Here is a 17922-nt window from a genome sequence, read left to right as displayed (position 1 = left end):
TATTCTTGGAGTCCCTGGCAAACTTTCGACCCCCACATGGCAAAACACACTCATTGGCGAGGTATCTATAAAGCCCTGTTGCTGCTCATATTGACCGCGCTGCTGTCCTGTTCAGGGCAAATCAGCCGTGATCCAAACGCCAATCTAAACAAGTGGCCACGGCTGTCTCCACATTTCCCCCGCGACCCCACACTGGAACAAGCCATTGATCAGCTGATGTCAAAAATGACGCTGAGGGACAAAGTGGCGCAGATGATCATGGCCGAAATCAAATCGGCAACTCCTGAGGAGGTCAAACGCTACCGTCTGGGGGCGGTTTTGAACGGCGGTGGTTCCTCCCCGGGGCAAGACAAGAGGGCCTCGCCAGCTGCCTGGCGGTCACTGGCGCAAGCCTATCGGGAGGCCTCTTTAAATACCGACAAAGGTGGCGTGGCTATTCCCGTACTTTGGGGCACTGACGCCGTTCATGGTCACAACGGCGTCTTGGGCGCTACCCTGTTCCCGCACAATGTCGCCCTGGGAGCCACCGGTAATCCGGCATTGATCAAAGACATTGCCGAGGCCACCCGCAAAGAAGTGCTTGCGACCGGTATTCACTGGACCTTTGCCCCTACCGTGTCGGTGGTTCGCGACCTGCGCTGGGGCCGTACCTTCGAATCATTTGGTGCCGATCCCCAATGGGTGGCCACCAGCGCCAAAGCGGCTGTGTTGGGCCTGCAAGGGGTCCAAAAGGGACCCGTGTATGCTGATCAGGTTCAAATGTTGGCAACCGCCAAGCATTTCCTGGGTGACGGCGGTACTGAGGGTGGTCGCGACCGCGGCAATTACAGCGGGGACGAAACACGACTGCGCCAGTGGGACTTGCCTCCCTATGTCGCGGCGCTGCAGGCCGGTGTTCAGGTGGTGATGGTGTCGCTGAGCAGCTGGCAGGATCGCAAATTGCACACACATCGCTATCTGTTGACCGAGGTATTAAAGGGGCGCCTGGGTTTTGGCGGTTTGGTGGTTGGGGACTGGAACGGCCACAGTGATGTTCAGGGTTGCAGCGCCAGCCGCTGCGCCGCTGCCATCAACGCCGGTATCGATATGCTGATGGCCCCCACGGATTGGCGAGACTTGCTGCACAATACTGTGGAGCAGGTTCAGGCCGGCGAAATTCAGCTATCGCGTATTAATGACGCCGTCAGGCGAATCCTGCGAGTGAAACTGCGGGCAGGTCTTTTTGATGGACCCGCCCTGCCACCGCTGAACGAGATTGGCAGCAGTGCTCACCGGTCTCTGGCCCGCGACGCCGTACGGCAATCGTTGGTGTTACTGAAAAACCGGGACCAGTTACTACCGCTGGCCCCCAGGCAACGGGTCTTGGTGGCGGGTGACGGCGCCAACACTATTGCTAAACAAAGCGGTGGTTGGAGCCTGAGCTGGCAGGGCAACGATAATACCAACGACGATTTTCCAGGTGCCACCTCCATTTACCAGGCGATTAACACCTTGGTGACGGCAGCGGGTGGACAGGCGGTTTTAAGCGAAGAGGGCGAGTTTTCGCGCAAACCCGATGTCGCCATAGTCGTGTTTGGGGAGGACCCCTACGCGGAGTTTCTCGGGGATCTGGACGATCTGAGCTACCAGGCCAGCACCCATCGGGATGTCAAACTGTTGCGCCGTTTAAAAAACCGGGGAATACCGGTGGTGTCCATTTTTCTGTCCGGTCGGCCACGGTTAGTCAACAAAGAGCTGAATGCCTCAGACGCGTTTATCGCGGCTTGGCTGCCAGGCTCAGAAGGAGCCGGAGTTACCGATGTGATATTTCGCCGCCCCGATGGCAACATCAACCACGATCTGCAAGGGCGCCTGCCGTTCAGCTGGCCCGGCGGCAAGACACGGGAGACACTTTTTCCGGTGGGCTATGGGCTGCGCTATGGTGAACAGGACACACTGCCGGAACGCTTGGCAGAAATAGAAACACAGGTACTGAAGATAGGTGAGCAGCCCCTGATGTTGTTTGACGGACAACCGATCGCCCCCTGGAAACTCTACCTGGGCAATGAGCATAACTGGCAAGTGCTTGTCGACGGCGAACGGGTGGTCAGCGAAGTGAAAGCCAATTTGGTCGCAACCACCACTCGCAGAGTGCGCCAAGGGGATGCCCGCAGCCTGGTTTGGAGCGGCGAGAGAGCAGCTCAGATCCACTTGCAGGACAAAACGCCACACGATTTGTCGCCCTTTGAGAACCGAGATGCAGTACTCAGTATCGATGTAAAAGTGGAAAGCGCTCCAACGGCTCCGGTAGTTGCGCGCATCGATTGCGGTTATCCCTGCTCAGCAAGAGTCGAGATCACGGATTGGTTAGTTCGACAGGCCACCTGGGGATGGCGGCGGCTCAATATCGACCTGCGTTGTTTCACTGAAGCGGGACTGAATCTCAAGCGTGTAGACACGCCATTTGTTTTAATGACGGAGGGCGAGCTGGGTCTGAGTATCAGCCGGGTGCAGATTGTGCCAGGCCAGGTTGCTACGGCGGATTTGCAATGTGAGGGGCATTGAGGCACCAATTCTCGCGTTCAGCGAGTACAGGACTCTCCTTCACCGCCCAGCAATCTGACCAATCGCCGACACAAAACGGTTACCATGAAGAACATCGGCATGACAAGGGTACATCCCCCGTATTAGCCTAGCCCATGGCGGCTGTGCCATTAAAGTCAAACAGCGATGCATATCCATGCCGATATTGCCAAGCCAGCGCCATCAATATCGCCATATGTAACGACCCCCAAACCGGTGCGCCTTCTTCTACAAACAGATGCGTCAGGAAAATCATAACCACTGCAGGGGCGAGTATCACGATGCCCAGATGGGCGGTTTTGTGGCTTAGAATCAGAGCGCCCGCTACCGTGTAGGTTACCGCCAGCGCACCCAGTGCGAATCCTGTTCTTTCCAGGGCCGCAATAAAATCATTGATGCCCTTGCCAAAATCAATCCTGTCAGCGCCTGGAATGACCCCCAGCAATGACAAGGCAACGGCTATGCCCACCAGCAAATAATAGGAACCAAATATCCAGCGAAGAATGTTCAATGCCTCAAGCATCTCCTATACCTCTCGATGTTTAGTTAAACGTATGATTCTGATATTCCTGAACAAAATCGTTTAGCAGGCTTGCACCCTGTTCCATATCGCCTGCCAGTACCAGACCAACGGCATCGGCTTGTGCCTGCTCCTGGGCTACCACGTAGCGAAAGAACCGCTTGTGCTGCTCTGCTGACAGGCTCTCAAGCCTCTGAAGTTGAGCAACATATTTTACGGTCGCTTTATGTACTGACTTCAACGATGTTTCCGGTAACAATGCGGTACCCAACAGTGCCAGAGTAGTACGTGTACGCGTCCACCAACGGGGTTTCATATCCAGGTTGTACTCTTTTGCAACAGAGGCGAAATGCCGTTGATTGAGTTTCTCCAACGCCAAGTAGGCTTTGAGGAAAGGCAATGCCTCATTACCACTTCCTTTTTCTACCGCCGCTTCCATAAGTTTCAACGCAAAGGCACGATTCTGGAGCTCGTAGTCGAGTAAATCGATAAATTCACGTCTGGATTCTGTGTCAATAACGTCTACATTCATATCTTCTTTACCGTTGATGGCGTTGGCAGAACAAGCAACTAAACTGGTGGTTGCTATAAGGAGAGCAAAGAGTTTCGTAAGTTTCTTCATCATATTGTTTCCAAATTGTGCTCAGTCCGGGTGGTACTACTTCAGCAGTTGCTCTTTGACGGCACGCCACGCGGCGTCAATGGCGCCATCGACATAGGCGTAGGCCTCCGAATCTGAGTTGGCAATGGTTATGTTACCGAAAGGTTTGCGGCCCAGTTCGTGGGGTGCCTCGCCCGCTGGCCACTCGGGGTCAAACAGGTCCATATATTGATAGGCATAGCCGTGTGACCAGCGGTTAACGGTGATGGCCTCAATGTCTCGATCGGCATCGAACCCGTAAGGGCCAAACATGGCATTGAGTTGCTGCCTGACATTGGCCTCGTATTCCGAAAAAGGCGTGGTATACAGCTTGTAACGGCCGAGTCGTAGGAGATCTCTGGCTGTCTGTTGTGGATTATCGCCGTCTCGCTGCGGCGGTGGGGTTTTGCTCATAAACAGTACTGCAGGCTGACCGTCGACCACCTTCGCGCTGTAGTCACCTATAGCGGTCAACGGCGCCGTCGCCACCCAGTCATAGTGACTGTCGGGGCAATTGAACATTTTTGCACCGGCTTTGTTGATCACAGCACCGTCACGTAACAGTACATTTACGTAAACCAATGGGCATTTTACGCCGTATTTGAGATTCTCTTTTTGCGATTCAGGAAGCTCAGGGCACAGGTGCGGGATAATACCGTTGTAACAGGCCAAAATGCAGCGTTTGGCTTTTACTGTGATGTTTCTCTGCGCAGCTCCACCCTCTTTGCCATTGGATTTATCAACATAGGAAACAGCAACTTGGTTATCCGATAAGTTCTGCACATGCACGGCCGTACTGTTTAGCCTTAGTTTGACCAAACTATCGGGCTGATCCAGCTTTTTGTAATCGAATTTTGCCGTAGCTATGTCGAACATATCATTGCCCGACGCGACTCCAGGGATTAGCTTTCTTACCAAGAGTCTGGCAATACTGGCATTGCCATCGGGGAAATATTTTGCTTCATATAAATTCTTGGGGTCGACAGTCAGCTTTACACCCAAATGACCCAGCCAGCCTAAGGACCGTAAACCCGGAGCTCCGCTCATCAAGGCCTCCGTCACCGATAGGCAGTCACCACCAACGGCATAATTGGCGCGTAAAAATGTATCAAATAACGCCAAAGCCTGGTTGGTTAATCCAACTTTATCCTTGAGATAATCGTTGTAGGCGGTGGTTTTGATGTACTCAAGTTTTTCAGTGAGCGACAGTCCGTCGAGATAATCTTTGTCGCCGCCATAAAAGCTCATCAGACGTGTTGTTTCGTCTTCCGGAAGATCCAGTTTTTTGAGTAGGCTTTTATAATCTCCAAACCCCAGCCCGGCAGAAAACCACTCACCCGCTACAATGTTGGCACTGGTATCGGTTTCCAAAAACATGCCGATAGGTTTGTCCATCTTCGCCAGAGCAAACTCCGGATCCATCGCCTGCCTCAGTTTTTCGAAATCAACCCCCAGCTCTTCAAGCAGCTCGCGAGAAACAACGCTGTAGTTATCAGAATGCTCGAGGTTCTGGCTGCCGCCAAAACCAAGTAGCATATTGCCCTGGGAGTGAAACTCATTGCGCTTGGCATGACCACCAAAATCATCGTGATTGTCCAGTAGCAGAATTTTCTGATTGCCGCCGGAATGCTTTTGATAAAAATAGGCGGCCGCCAGGCCGCTGATCCCTGCTCCTACCACCACCAGGTCGTACTCTTCGCCACTATCTTCGTACTGCCGGGGGCGATTGCCCCGCCAGGCCAGGTCGTGCGCCACTTCAAACGAACCCTTGTGGCTGCCGCGAATCCCGTTTTTCAACGGTGGGTAATAGTCGTCAGGCAAACACTGCTGACCACCTGCCGCATTTCCCTTAATTGTGCTGCGGTTAGCGTGAGTAATGGTGTCTGCCAGCACTGTCTTTGAGGCGATCGTCGCTCCTGCCAACGAAAGTGCCATTCCGTTCAGCAAATCGCGCCGAGTGATATTCTTACCCATGCGAAGCTTCCTGTTTTAATTACATCCAGTGGTAACTGAAATTAATACCGTAAGTATTGCCGGGCCCGGCGGGTCGGTTAATGGTGTCGGTGCCGAAGCTGCTGCTGACGTAGTAATGTTTGTCCTCGAGATTGCGGCTCCAGAGGGCCACCTCCCAGCTGCCGTCTTCGGCGGCCAGTGCCAGGCGAGCGTTGACCAGCCAGTAGTCTTCCACATGCCACTCATCCACCTTGCCCAATGAGCCTTCCAGATGGTTGTAGTAGCTGTCGGAATAGCTAAAGTTGGTGACCATACGAATAAGCATTCCATCCGTAATCGCAAATTCGTAACCGATAAGACCGTTGTACTGCCACTGCGCCGTGTTGGGCAATTCGGCGCCCTTGGCGTTGGTAATGCTGGTGAATACCGAGCTCAGGGAGTCATATTCTTTTACCAGGGTGTCCAGGTAGGCTACGCCCAGTTTCAAATCCAACCCCGCCAGTGGCCGCCATTGCAACTCCAGTTCCGCCCCTTCGATTTCGGAACGGGGAACGTTTACGGTGGTGGTCAGCGGGCCAAGAAAGGTGTCGACTGACCCCACCACTTGCTTGTCGCGGTAGTCATAGTGGAAGAGAGCTCCGTTCAGCTGCATAGTGTTGTTGAGCAGAGTCGCTTTGACGCCCAGTTCCAGAGCTGTGGTTTCTTCCTCCTGATAGGGGGCGAGCTGCGCAATATCGTTGGCCAGCGCGCCGTTGTAACCACCCGACTTAAAGCCCGTGCCGAGCGTAGCGTAAATCAGGATATCTTCACTGGCCGCATAGTCGAGGGTTATCTTGGCGGAGACATTCTCAGTCACCATCTCATTCTTAAAAGGGGTGTTATCCACCTCCAGATAGCCGGTTTGCAGATTAAAATTGCCATTGGCACTGTCGATGGTTGAGCAGTCGCCCAGCTCAAATGGCGCATTTCCAAACTTGCGTATGCCTTGAAATTCATAGAGTACGGCCACCCCTCCATCAACGTCGTAGGTGCAGCCCTGCCAGCTGCGTTTTTCATGGGTGTAACGGGTTCCCACGGACAGATGCCACTGCTCGTTCAACTCCAACTCGGCATGCCCGAATAATGCGCGCGTATCGGTTTCCTGCTGGTAGCGGCTTTCGACCTCCCCGAAAACCCCTAAACTCGCGCCAGAATCACTCAACCAGGCGTGATAGGCCTCATCGACGGTATCGCTGGAAAGATAAAGGCCTGCGATCCAGCTGTAGCGATCACCATTCGCACTCAGGCGCAACTCCTGGCTGTAGCTGTCAATCTCTGTGACGTTGCGAATATTGAAATCCTCAAGGCTGGTACCGTCCCAGTCGCTGGTATCGTCGCGTTCGAACTGATCATAAGCGCTGATGGAGGTCAGGCTCAGTACGTCGTTTAGAGCCCAGTCGACGGTGATCGACCCACCGCTGCTGTCCTGGTCTTTCTGCGGTTTGAGGTCCCAGGCTGCATCGCGAGGGCTGCTGGGGTTGAGTTCCGCAGGATTAACCGGTGTCAGCGTTCCTCCGGAAACATCGACGACTTTGTAGGCCTGTTGCGCCCAATGATCGGAGTCGTCCTGGGCGATGTGAAAATCAGCCAGCACACTAAGGTTTTCGCTGACATTCCAATTAAGCAAGGCCCTTGCAGCGGATTTATCCTGTTTGCCCAGCCTTTCACCCGTTACCAGATGTTTTTGGATGCCTTCGTCCTGCCGGGTGGTGGTGAATGCAAATCGACCCTGCACCGCGTCATTGAGAGCACCAGTAATATAGCCATCCACTTTGGCATAATCGTAGCGACCATAGTCCAGGCTAAAGCCGGCACCGAAGTACTCGGCGGGCTTGTTAGAGATAAAATTAATGGCGCCACCGGTACTGTTGCGCCCGTAGAGATCGCCCTGGGCGCCCTTGAGCACCTCGATGCGCTCTATGTCGAACATCTGGCCGCTGGTCATGACCGGATAAGGCAGAGCCACCTGGTTGACATACACGCCAACTGTCGAGTTGGAGCCCGCGCTGTAGTCATCAAACCCCATGCCACGAAGGGTGTACACAGGTATTCCATTGGGGGCCGCTTCAGTCAGTGTCATGCCGGGGGTGTGCTGAGCCATGTCCGTCGCGGTTTTGATACCCAGCTCCTTCATCTGTTCGCCGCTGAAAGCATTTACGGTGATTCCCACGTCGTTGATATTTTCAGTGCGCCTTTGAGCGGTGACCACTATCTCCTCTATCGCCCATCCTTCTTGTGCGTTTGCGCATACTGGAATGAAAATTGCTAAAGCAGCTGCGCTGCCCGCGACTTTCGTAAGGGCTGAGATTTCCTTCGCCAGTCTATTGGCGCGTGGATTACTGTAGTATTTCATGGATCTGACTCCCTCTCATTGTTATAACTGAAGTACCTGCGCCTGTTATTTAGCAGCCTGTTCCGCTGCTTGTTATCGATTGGCGACAGAAGCCAAGGTTATAGTGAGCGGCTAATCTGAACTATGAGGTAGATGGCCAGATTGTGGCCTCATTGGCCAATGTCCACTTTTCTATTGGCGCCACCTGTGCCAGGATACAAGCATTGCCTTGATACCGATTAACAGACAGATCCACTGAAAATATGCTTGCAGGCTTTGGTATTGTTACCGCCCCAAATTCCATTCCAGCTATTGAGCTTTATCATGCGCAACAGGTTGCACTGGAACATGGCGTGGACCTGAGCGCCTACGCGCAGGAGGCCGGTGTGCCCGTGCCTGCCCTGGCGGGTAATGCAACGGAAGTCCCCGCCGACGCGGTGGAGCGGATGTTTGAGTGTGCCCTAAGTGACATAAAGATTCCGGCCTTTGGCTTTAAGGCCGGCCGCCGGATCTCGATGGCTGACCATGGCATACTGGGGTACGCCTATCTGAGTTGTAAAACCGCGCGTGACTCCCTGGAAACCTACTTTCGGTTTCAACAACTCCTGGGAAATGAAGACAGTGCACAAGAGAGCATGAGCCTCCAGGGCGAGTTTGTGACCATTACCTCCACAGTAGCACGCTATACTGATCCCAAGGTACAGCAATATTATACTGAGTATTTGCTGGGTGAATGGTGCTCTATTATCGAATCAAATTTGAATAGAAAAGCCAACTTCATTCATGTCCGCATGAACTGCGCGCAACCCAGCTATAATAGCGTGATTGAAAGCAGCGTTGGTTGTTCGGTGGAATATGACTGTGCTCATAATGAGTATCTTCTGCCCGCCTCACTACTGGGCTTGCCATTAGAATTCTCCGACGCCGAGGTAGCCGCACTGAGCCGACAGCAATGTGAAACGGCTCTGAACGCGTTGAGAAATAAGGGAGGCATGGCGGAGCGGGTGTGCCGCTATCTGGTGGAAAACCCTGGCGAAACCTTAACCCCGGAAACCGTGGCCTCAGGGTTAAAGACCAGCTATCGATCACTCAGACGTCGATTGCAGGAAGAAGGCACAACGTTTCGCGAACTCTACACACGGGTACGGATGCAGTTGGCGGCGGACTACCTGTTGCAGTCCGCCTTAAGTGTTGAACAGGTGGCCGACGAAATCGGCTACGCCGATCGCTCCAGTTTTCAGTCGACCTTTAAAAAGTGGTCCGGGTTGACGCCGACACAATATCGTCAAAAACATCAGCCCTGAGTTAGTCTGATACTGACACGGTAGCGACACCAATCAGCTCAGCTTCAACGGCAATTGCCGCAGCCGCTTGCCGGTGGCTGCGTAGACAGCATTACCGATAGCCGCAGCAATGGGTGGCACACCCGGTTCCCCGACGCCAGTAGGATCTTCGTCACTCTCAATGATATGCACTTCGATCTGCGGACTGTCATCCATGCGCACCATCGGATAATCGTGGAAGTTGCTCTGCTCTACCTGACCGTTGTGCAAGGTGATTACACCAAACAGAGCGGCGCTGATGCCAAAGATAATGCCGCTTTCCATCTGTGCACGAACATTATCAGGGTTAATGGCGGTGCCGCAGTTCACCACACAGGTGACCTTATGTACTTTGATCTGATTACGCTCGATGGAGATCTCCGCCACTTGCGCCACACTGCTGTTAAAGGAGGTATGGGCGGCAATGCCGTGAAAGTGGTTGGTCGGCAAGGGCTGCCCCCAGTTGGATTTTTCGGCGGCTACCTCAATCACCTGATGCAGATTCGGATCAGACTGTGAATGCAGGAGGCGCATCTCTACCGGATCCCGGTCGGCTGCCAGGGCCAGTTCATCCATAAAACTCTCCTTACAGAAACCACCAAAAGAATGGCCAACACTGCGCCAATAGCCCGTACGCAATCCTGGATCCCGGGTGATATGGCGTACTTCCTTATTGGGTATGTCGTAATCTTCAAACAGCCCTTCAACACTGGCGTGATCCAGCAGTATGCCATCATATAGACCATAACCGCGCTTGCTCATCCAGTCGGCAAGTCCGTCAGGTACAAAACCGGGAACCATGGTGTCGAAAACGTCGTCGATCATGTAAGGCATAATGTTGGGCCCTGCGCGCTTGACAAACCAGCTCTCGATTCTACCCTGCTCGTCCAGAGCGGCTTTGAATCGCGCCATGGAGGCGGGGCGATAATAATCATGACGAATATCATCCTCGCGGCTCCATACCACTTGAACGGCCAGGCCACTTGCTTTGGCGATACTCACGGCTTCAGCCACATAATCCAATGATACGCGCCGGCCAAAGCCGCCACCCAGGAAGGTCGAATGAACCTGCACCTTATCCTGATGAACTTCGGCATAGTAAGCGGCGACGTCGCGAACCATTTCCGGCGCCTGGTTACCCACCCACAGGTCACAGCGATCCTGATCAATGCGGACGGTGCAGTTCATGGGCTCCATGGTGGCATGCGCAAGGTAGGGGGCCCGGTAATCGGCTTCAATCTGTTTGTCCGCGCGGCCCAGAGCTTGGGCGCCATCGCCGATTTTCTCCGCCTTATCGCCCTCCTCGGTATCAAGCGCAGATTTGAAATCGAGGTAGACTTCCTCGGAAGAACTGTTTGGGGATGCCGCCATGGACCGGGGAGCGTACCACCACCGCGCGATACAGGTTTGGGATATCTATATCGATACCAAAAACGGCCGTTCCGGTAGATTTGGCAATCCCATCCAAACGGGGACGGCTTTTACCGATGTGTCTAAAGTCACCGTTTTTCTTGATGGGCGCGTCTTCCACGACCGGCAGTGTACCGGCCAATGCAGCAAAGTCACCGTAGGGATGCTTTTTACCCCGCCAACTGACTTGGCCTTCCTGCAGTTGTAATTGCGTGACTGGGGCATTGAGCTGTTGAGCCGCGGCATTGCGTATCAACTCGCGGGCGTTGGCTGCGGACTGGCGCAGTGGACGAAACCAGGCGCTGATACTGTTACTGCCACCGGTGAGCTGCATTTCCAGAGTTAGATTTCTAAAATCCTTATGGGGAGGGGCGAAATGGACCTGAATCTGCTCCGGATTCACCTCCAGCTCTTCGGCCACCAGCGTGGTTAATCCGGTGTAGATCCCCTGCCCCATTTCATCCTGTGGCAAATAGAAGTGAATCTCGTTGTCTTCGGTAATTTGCAAAAAAGAACTGGGGGTAAACCCCTTGTCTTTGGAGTTGTGGTCTCGCGTCGATGCAGCACACCCTGCCACCAAAGGGACGCCCAAAACCAGACCACCTCCGGTAAAACCCAACAGCTTCAGAAAGTTGCGCCGGCTCGGAGTCAACTGGCTCATGGACTTTCTCCCTTATCTTCCTGCACATTGTTCTCTGTGGGCAAGTAGTAGCCTACGGGTCTACTGGCAGTGCTGTTGAGAGCCTTGGCGGTTTCTGTTATCGCTTTTTTAATCCGAGGATAAGTGCCGCAGCGACAGATATGGCCTTTCATGGCGTTGTCGATCTCTTCTTCCGAGGGGCTGAGGTTTTTGGCCAATAGCGCACTGGCACTCATTAATTGACCGGACTGACAGTAACCACACTGGGGAGCATTGTTGTCTATCCAGGCCTGTTGCAGAGGATGGAGGTTATCAGCAGATCCTAAACCTTCGATGGTTTTGACAGACTTACCGCTAACGGCTGATACAGGATGTATGCAAGTACGCACCGAATCACCATCCAGGTGCATGGAACAGGCACCACAGAGTCCCTTGCCGCAACCGAACTTGGACCCCTTGAGCTTGAAGTAATCCCGAATAACCCACAGAAGCGGTGTGTCGGCTGGAATATCGACACTGACATCTTCGCCATTGAGTTGAAAGCTGATCATGGTTACCTACCGCTTAGCTGTACTTTACCAACCGCACCCGCGTCGGAAGAGTTTGGCGCTGTAGAAAAGCGACCAATGGCCCAGTATAGAAATATGGATTGCATAACCATCAATGACAGAAGCATAGGCGTAAACGTGGGATCATTTGCTTCGACGGACATAAAGTGACTAATCACGGCGTCACACACGATAAGCCCCAGGTAGAACCAGGCGGTGCCCAGAAACAGATCTCTGCGTCCTTGCATAATCGCTATCGCCAGAACGATCCAAGTGGCTGTCATCATGTAGTCTACATAACTGATGGACGCGTAAACCCGTTGGGTCATCCCTTCAAGAGCGGCTTGCTCGACAGTGACATTGGCGACTTCAATACCAACGATGATAAAGATGATGGCATTAGTGATGCAAAAACTGTAGGCGAAAAACTGCTTAATCATGATAAATCACTTCTATGTTTGGATAACAACCTGACGTGTTGGCTAAACCGGCGGAGGGATACTCCTGGTCCGTTTGGTCATGCTCCCATTGAGTTGAAACAGGAGACAGACGTTAGATTAAAGGGGATCGCTGGACCAAACTATGAGATGGTTGGCCAAGATGTGGCCACTTTGGCCAAGTGCTGAGGGGGAGTATGTGGCGGAAGCTAGTCAGCTTGCCGCAGTTTGATGTATTCGGTTTTGGTCTCCGGCACAGGAAACTGCTCTGCCATCGAACGAGAAAAGCCACCGGTCTCGACAACACGAACATGACACCGCTGCAATTCACGGGGTTGCGACACACCACAGGAATGTGCAATGAGGCCAACGCCGTAGTTAATCTTCTTGGCATAAGCCGCCACGCGGGCGGTTTTATCTTCGAGCACCAGCCCACGTTGAAGCTCCTTCTTGTGAGTCGTAATCCCCGTGGGACAGGTATTCTTGTTGCACTGTAGTGCTTGAATACAGCCCAACGCGAACATAAACCCGCGTGCGGATGTACAAAAATCCGCCCCTGCACTGATTGCCCAGGCTACCTTGCCGGGGGTAATCAGTTTGCCTGAAGCGATAACTTTAATCCGCTCACGCAAACCGTATTCGTGTAGCAGGTCGACAACAAGCGGTAAGCTTTCGCGCAGTGTCATACCCATATAGTCCATCAGTGGCTGAGGTGCCGCGCCGGTGCCGCCATCGGCGCTGTCGATGGTGATAAAATCCGGCGCTTGGTCAATGCCCCTGGCGTGAATGGCTTTAAACAAATCGTCGAAGAACTCCAGCTGTCCCACGACCATCTTAAATCCCACTGGCTTGCCGGTTACGCTTCGAATCCGGTTGATCATGTCCAGTAGATCATCCACAGAGCGAACTTCCTCATGCCGATTGGGACTGATCGAATCCTGACCCACCGCTATACCACGTATCTCTGCGATTTCCTCTGTGACCTTCGCGCCTGGCAGAATGCCACCTTTACCCGGCTTGGCGCCCTGGCTCATCTTGATTTCAAACATCCGCACTTGCTCATGGGAGGCAATTTCCTTGAGTTTTGCATCGCACAGCTTACCCTCGGAGTTTCGAACACCGTACTTGGCCGTACCTATCTGGTAAACAAGATCGCACCCTCCCCGCAGATGGTACGGAGATAAGCCACCCTCCCCGGTGTTCAGCCAGTTTCCGGCCTGGCGGGCACCGTGGGACAGTGCAAGCACCGCGGGCTTGGAGATAGCGCCAAAGCTCATCCCGGAAATGTTAAGCAGCGACTTGGTCGAATAAGGCTTAATGCAGACACCTTCGCCAATGGTAACAGGTCTCGGCTCGACCACATCGTCCTCGAGAGTTGGAAACGCGCTATTGAGAAAAATCGGTTCGCCTTCCAACGTCAGTGACCGAGTGGAACCGAATGCGATCGTCGTGTCGACCTGTTTTGCGGCCCGGTACACCCACGAACGTTCAGCACGGTTAAAGGGTAACTCCTCCCGATCCATGGCAAAGAAGTACTGGCGAAAGAACTCACCCAGGTGTTCAAACGCGTAGCGAAACCTTCCGACAACTGGGTAATTGCGACGTATGGTTTGTTTGGTCTGGGTCTTGTCGATCAGATACAACGCAACCAGGATGAGAATTCCTATGCCGAACAGGAACAGCAGGGTTAATGCGGTCCATTGAATAACCGCCTGGGCAAGCTGCTGTAGATTCTCCATGACTCCCCTCCTGGTGTATGCTGAGCCCCACAGTAGCGGCCCTCCTAGATAAACCTGCCGCTAATGGGGTTAATACTGTAGTTTACCTCCCAACCATCAATGTTCAATATTTATATAGACTAGTGGTCTTGAAAGCAGATAGCGCCATGAGCACTGAATCAGCCCGGCACCCGCTTATAAACTCAACAACAAGGGCGCCAGGCGCTTGCGGTGATGCGCGGATTCGCCAAACTGCTGCTGACTCCACTGCGCTCGCCGAATATACAACTGCGCATCGCATTCGTAGGTAAAACCCATACCACCATGAAACTGCACGGCCCGGTCCCCTGCCATTAGCAGTGCGTCATTGGCCGACGCCTTGGCCATACGGCAGGCGACTTCGAGGTCGCGATCCATCTTTCCCTGGCCCTCTTCAAACAGCGTTGCCGCGTGGTAGACCTGGGAGCGCGCACCTTCCAGTTTAGTGAGAATATCCACACAGGGGTGTTTTAAGGCCTGATAGGAGCCAATCAATTTGCCGAACTGCTTACGGGTATTCAGATACTCAACCATCAGGTTCAGGCAGGAGGATGTTGCGCCCACCGCTTCCGCCGCCGTCAGCAATGCACCAATCAATTTGATATCATTCAATATCTCCGAGGTATCTTCCGCCACCAGAATAGCTTCTGCTGATACAGACACGCCGGTAAAATCCACTCGTGCGGAGCGCTTGGTTTCATCGATTAATGCGTGAGCTTGTACGGCGCCCTCCTCCAATTGATTGCGCGTCACCATCACAAAACGGGCATTGCCCTGATATTGAGTGAGGACGATAAACAGCTCCGCGCTCACGGCATCGTCCACAAACCATTTCTCTCCCTTTAAGACCAACTCATCATTGAGTTCCTGGGTAGTACTGAATGCCCCCCAATCTTCATTATCCAATAAAGCTACGGTGGCAATCTGCCCTTCCACTATTCTCGGTAACCAGCGCTGCTGCTGATCAGTGCTGCCCGCTTGCAACAATATTTGTGCCGACAAAGTACAGGAGATAAAAGGCGTCGCGGACAAACTTCGCCCCATACTTTCCACAATGGGCACCACCGTCTCGATGCCCAGCTCAGAGCCTCCAAAACGCTCGGGTACGGCGATACCCGTCCAACCGAGTTCTACCAACTGCGCCCAGACGCTCTCTTCATATCCCCGAGAAGAGTCCAGTAACTCCCTGACCTGCTCAATAGATGAAGTGTCCTCACAAAAGCTGCGAGCGCTTTCCAGAATCATCTTCTGCTCTTCGCTGAAGTTGAGGCTGTCGACTTTATGATTTCTCGCTTGTTGACCGAAATTCATGATGACTCCCCTTACTTCGGCAGACCGAGCGCATGCTCAGCAATGATATTGGTTTGAACCTGGCTGGTGCCGCCACCAATGGTGGCCGAGAAGTTATTAAAATAGGCGTGCTGCCAGATACCGCCATCCAGGGCATCGTTATCGTGGATATAGAGCCCACCTTTGGCCCCCTGCAAACTCACCGCATACTGTCGCATACGCCGGAACAGCTCCGTGGCCTCAAGCTTGCCGGACAACATGAGAGAGAGTGGATAGTCGGTACACAGATCCTGAATGCTACTGCGCTTTTGATTCAGTAACAGGTTTCGCTCCTCCATAATGAACTGCACCAACTGATCCTGAACGATGGGATCATCTAACAAGGGCTTGCCGTCGCGCTGGATCGTGCGGCAGGTTTCGATCAGATCGGCACTGGTCATCGAAGTAATCTTGTAGGTACTCGCCTGGCCACCATCCACACTGCGCTCGTACTGCAAGGTTTGCATGGCCAGTTTCCAGCCATCGCCCTCATTGCCCATCAGGCAATTCGCCGGTATTCGGGCATCGTCAAAGAACGTTTGCGCAAAACCGTACTCGCCGGTGATCTTGCGAATCGGCGATGTGGAAATGCCCGGCACGTCCATCGGCGAGAGAAAGAAAGACAGCCCCGCGTACTTGCTCTGGGCTTCAGGGTTGGTGCGCGCCAGCAGAATCATATATTTGGCATAGGTGCCGTGGGTAGTCCAGATCTTACTGCCGTTAATCACATAGTCATCGCCGTCACGCACAGCGCGGGTCTGTGCATTGCCGAGATCAGAACCGTGATCCGGCTCAGAGAAGCCCTGGCACCAGATATCATCGCCGGTCAGAATACCTTTTATGTACTTCTGTTTCTCGGCCTCGGTACCCAACTGCAAAATCAGTGGCCCGGCCCACCCCAGGCCGATGGTATTAAAGATAATCGGCGCTTTGTGGTTCATCAGTTCTTCGTCGACGATATCCTGATAGACCTGTGGCATACCGCGACCGCCGTAGGCCTCCGGCCAGGCCATGCCCAAATAACCGGCGTCGTAGACCTTGCGCTGCCAGGCAATAAGGAATTCCAGTTGTTCCTCGGTTCCCACTTCCATAAAGGTCAATGGCAACAGAAAGCCGGGATCTTCAGGAATATTGTCCGCCAGCCAGGCAATCACCTCCTGTCGGAACGCCGTTAAAGTATCTGCGTCGGTATTCATGCTTAACCTCAAATCATCATCTGCTCTTTAAATAGCATTTGCTTAAGCCCATGTCGCCCTCGGAGCGGGCTGCTACGAGTTGGAATTGAAATAGTGGTAACCCGTTCCACAGATAATATGAAGCTACTGAACAGGCCGCTTTGGAAACGGTGCCAAACGGTTTACATTTGGTGCCAGAGTGATCTGATGGGCATCAAACCTGCCCGGCAAAGTCCCGGGGTGAGCAGCCGTGCCAACCCTTAAAGGCCGTTGAGAAGGAGGAGGTATTGACGTAACCGAGCAGAAAAGCGATCTCGGTAATGGGGATCTTCTGATCGCTCAATAAACGTACTGCCATGGCCGAGCGCAGTTCCTGCACCACATTGGCAAACACCTCATCGCGATCAGACAACCGCCGCTGCAGCGTGCGGCGGGATATTGCCAACTCTTTGGCGATGGTATCGATGGTCATCTCGCCAGAAGGCAACGCCCTGACGATGCAACGCCGCAGCCGGCGCATAAAACCATCCCCACTGCCCTTTTCGATGACGCTCAGCAGATTGTCCTTACTCAGCGGGGATTTCTCATCCCATACCTTGATAATCGGGTATTCCAATGCCGCCGCCGGATAAAACAGACCGCTAAACGATTGACCGAACTCCAGTTGCCCGCTAAAGATTTGACGATGGACCGTCGTATCAGAGGGCTCCGGGTAGCTAAAATAAACCGTCGGCACCGGGACTGGCCGATAGCAGACCGAGTTAAGCAGGGATTGGCACAAGCTCAACATCATATCAGTGATATAACGACCGCTGTCTTGCACCGGCACCAGAGGCCGCCACTCGCTGCGGAGCATATCGCCCTCTCTCACCACGACGGTTTCGCCAATATCTCCCGCCGCTTCTAGAGTACTGGGCATCATATTCAGCCATTGACGAAAGTGGCTACAGATGGCCGAGAGATACATCAATAGATTGGTCTGATTCAGAAAGCTGGCGCGGCCGGCCCACAAACCGATATCCTCGCTGTCGGCGAGCTTGGCCAGTTGCTTGGTGAGATTATAAAGCGTCTCTACCGGGATAAAGACATCCGGGTTTTCCAGCCAGATCGGGTCGATATCCGCGCTGGAGAACAGTTGATCGCGGTCTACACCCAGATCATCGGCCAGCTGCAGAAATACTCTGGCGATCCGGGCTGACACGGTTTTTCCAGGGGCTGCTATTGAAGAGGCTGTCTTGTCTGAGTCAATACCGCTCAT

14 protein-coding genes are annotated in these 17922 nt (G+C 53.4%); 2 read left to right on the top strand and 12 right to left on the bottom strand.

The genetic code is table 11. The features are described from left to right. Positions 1-36 precede the first annotated feature (36 nt). Complete coding sequence (locus HBA55_RS21595; protein ID WP_166995752.1) at positions 37-2544, top strand: glycoside hydrolase family 3 protein; 2508 nt, start codon at positions 37-39, stop codon at positions 2542-2544. A gap of 127 nt (positions 2545-2671) precedes the next feature. On the opposite strand, the gene HBA55_RS21590 is transcribed toward HBA55_RS21595, so the two are convergent. The 4 genes from HBA55_RS21590 to HBA55_RS21575 are packed head-to-tail and all read right to left on the bottom strand — an operon-like array spanning position 2672 to position 8067. Further along, on the bottom strand, positions 2672-3073 hold the full coding sequence (locus HBA55_RS21590; RefSeq protein ID WP_166995750.1) for a hypothetical protein: 402 nt from the start codon (positions 3071-3073) through the stop codon (positions 2672-2674). 31 nt (positions 3074-3104) lie between these two features. Then, positions 3105-3707, bottom strand: coding sequence for a hypothetical protein (locus tag HBA55_RS21585; RefSeq protein WP_166995748.1), 603 nt, complete (start codon positions 3705-3707; stop codon positions 3105-3107). Between the two features lie 33 nt (positions 3708-3740). Further along, a complete protein-coding gene (locus tag HBA55_RS21580; RefSeq protein ID WP_166995747.1) occupies positions 3741-5696 on the bottom strand; it encodes an NAD(P)-binding protein in 1956 nt (651 codons plus the stop codon). Between the two features lie 19 nt (positions 5697-5715). Beyond that, positions 5716-8067 (bottom strand): TonB-dependent receptor, encoded by a 2352-nt coding sequence (locus HBA55_RS21575; RefSeq protein WP_166995745.1) that lies wholly within the window; start codon positions 8065-8067, stop codon positions 5716-5718. 242 nt (positions 8068-8309) lie between these two features. Between HBA55_RS21575 and HBA55_RS21570 the strand changes: the two genes are divergently transcribed. After that, entirely contained in the window at positions 8310-9350 is a 1041-nt protein-coding gene (locus HBA55_RS21570) for an AraC family transcriptional regulator (protein WP_166995743.1), read from the top strand. Between the two features lie 33 nt (positions 9351-9383). Here HBA55_RS21570 and HBA55_RS21565 read toward each other — a convergent pair whose 3' ends face one another. The 8 genes from HBA55_RS21565 to HBA55_RS21530 all read right to left on the bottom strand — a co-directional run bounded on the left by HBA55_RS21565 (position 9384) and on the right by HBA55_RS21530 (position 17865). Beyond that, the gene (locus tag HBA55_RS21565; RefSeq protein ID WP_166995741.1) at positions 9384-10739 is read right to left on the bottom strand and encodes a xanthine dehydrogenase family protein molybdopterin-binding subunit; all 1356 of its coding nucleotides are present in this window, start codon (positions 10737-10739) and stop codon (positions 9384-9386) included. Then, complete coding sequence (locus tag HBA55_RS21560) at positions 10678-11439, bottom strand: molybdopterin cofactor-binding domain-containing protein (protein WP_166996083.1); 762 nt, start codon at positions 11437-11439, stop codon at positions 10678-10680. The genes HBA55_RS21565 and HBA55_RS21560 overlap by 62 nt, the downstream gene beginning before the upstream one ends. Then, a complete protein-coding gene (locus tag HBA55_RS21555; protein WP_166995739.1) occupies positions 11436-11969 on the bottom strand; it encodes a (2Fe-2S)-binding protein in 534 nt (177 codons plus the stop codon). The genes HBA55_RS21560 and HBA55_RS21555 overlap by 4 nt, the downstream gene beginning before the upstream one ends. Positions 11970-11971: 2 nt before the next feature. Continuing rightward, positions 11972-12406, bottom strand: a complete 435-nt coding sequence (locus HBA55_RS21550) for a hypothetical protein (RefSeq protein WP_166995737.1) — start codon at positions 12404-12406, stop codon at positions 11972-11974. A gap of 206 nt (positions 12407-12612) precedes the next feature. After that, positions 12613-14142, bottom strand: coding sequence for an FMN-binding glutamate synthase family protein (locus HBA55_RS21545; protein WP_166995735.1), 1530 nt, complete (start codon positions 14140-14142; stop codon positions 12613-12615). A 174-nt stretch (positions 14143-14316) separates the two neighbouring features. Then, the gene (locus HBA55_RS21540; RefSeq protein ID WP_166995733.1) at positions 14317-15471 is read right to left on the bottom strand and encodes an acyl-CoA dehydrogenase family protein; all 1155 of its coding nucleotides are present in this window, start codon (positions 15469-15471) and stop codon (positions 14317-14319) included. A gap of 11 nt (positions 15472-15482) precedes the next feature. Next, positions 15483-16685 carry an acyl-CoA dehydrogenase family protein gene (locus HBA55_RS21535; protein WP_166995731.1) on the bottom strand — a complete coding sequence of 401 codons (1203 nt, stop codon included), beginning with the start codon at positions 16683-16685 and terminating at the stop codon, positions 15483-15485. 193 nt (positions 16686-16878) lie between these two features. After that, positions 16879-17865 (bottom strand): AraC family transcriptional regulator ligand-binding domain-containing protein, encoded by a 987-nt coding sequence (locus HBA55_RS21530; protein WP_166995729.1) that lies wholly within the window; start codon positions 17863-17865, stop codon positions 16879-16881. Positions 17866-17922 lie beyond the last annotated feature (57 nt).

The sequence above is a fragment of the Pseudomaricurvus alkylphenolicus genome (assembly GCF_011683955.1).
GTDB lineage: Bacteria > Pseudomonadota > Gammaproteobacteria > Pseudomonadales > Cellvibrionaceae > Pseudomaricurvus > Pseudomaricurvus alkylphenolicus.
This window is presented reverse-complemented; position numbering and strand designations above follow the sequence as displayed.

What these genes read in the sequence shown, in the direction of transcription:
- HBA55_RS21595 (WP_166995752.1), top strand. Translation starts at nt 37, where the DNA reads ATGGCAAAACACACTCATTGGCGAGGTATCTATAAAGCCCTGTTGCTG.
- HBA55_RS21585 (WP_166995748.1), bottom strand. Translation starts at nt 3,707, where the DNA reads ATGATGAAGAAACTTACGAAACTCTTTGCTCTCCTTATAGCAACCACC.
- HBA55_RS21580 (WP_166995747.1), bottom strand. Translation starts at nt 5,696, where the DNA reads ATGGGTAAGAATATCACTCGGCGCGATTTGCTGAACGGAATGGCACTT.
- HBA55_RS21575 (WP_166995745.1), bottom strand. Translation starts at nt 8,067, where the DNA reads ATGAAATACTACAGTAATCCACGCGCCAATAGACTGGCGAAGGAAATC.
- HBA55_RS21570 (WP_166995743.1), top strand. Translation starts at nt 8,310, where the DNA reads ATGCTTGCAGGCTTTGGTATTGTTACCGCCCCAAATTCCATTCCAGCT.
- HBA55_RS21565 (WP_166995741.1), bottom strand. Translation starts at nt 10,739, where the DNA reads ATGGCGGCATCCCCAAACAGTTCTTCCGAGGAAGTCTACCTCGATTTC.
- HBA55_RS21560 (WP_166996083.1), bottom strand. Translation starts at nt 11,439, where the DNA reads ATGAGCCAGTTGACTCCGAGCCGGCGCAACTTTCTGAAGCTGTTGGGT.
- HBA55_RS21555 (WP_166995739.1), bottom strand. Translation starts at nt 11,969, where the DNA reads ATGATCAGCTTTCAACTCAATGGCGAAGATGTCAGTGTCGATATTCCA.
- HBA55_RS21550 (WP_166995737.1), bottom strand. Translation starts at nt 12,406, where the DNA reads ATGATTAAGCAGTTTTTCGCCTACAGTTTTTGCATCACTAATGCCATC.
- HBA55_RS21545 (WP_166995735.1), bottom strand. Translation starts at nt 14,142, where the DNA reads ATGGAGAATCTACAGCAGCTTGCCCAGGCGGTTATTCAATGGACCGCA.
- HBA55_RS21540 (WP_166995733.1), bottom strand. Translation starts at nt 15,471, where the DNA reads ATGAATTTCGGTCAACAAGCGAGAAATCATAAAGTCGACAGCCTCAAC.
- HBA55_RS21535 (WP_166995731.1), bottom strand. Translation starts at nt 16,685, where the DNA reads ATGAATACCGACGCAGATACTTTAACGGCGTTCCGACAGGAGGTGATT.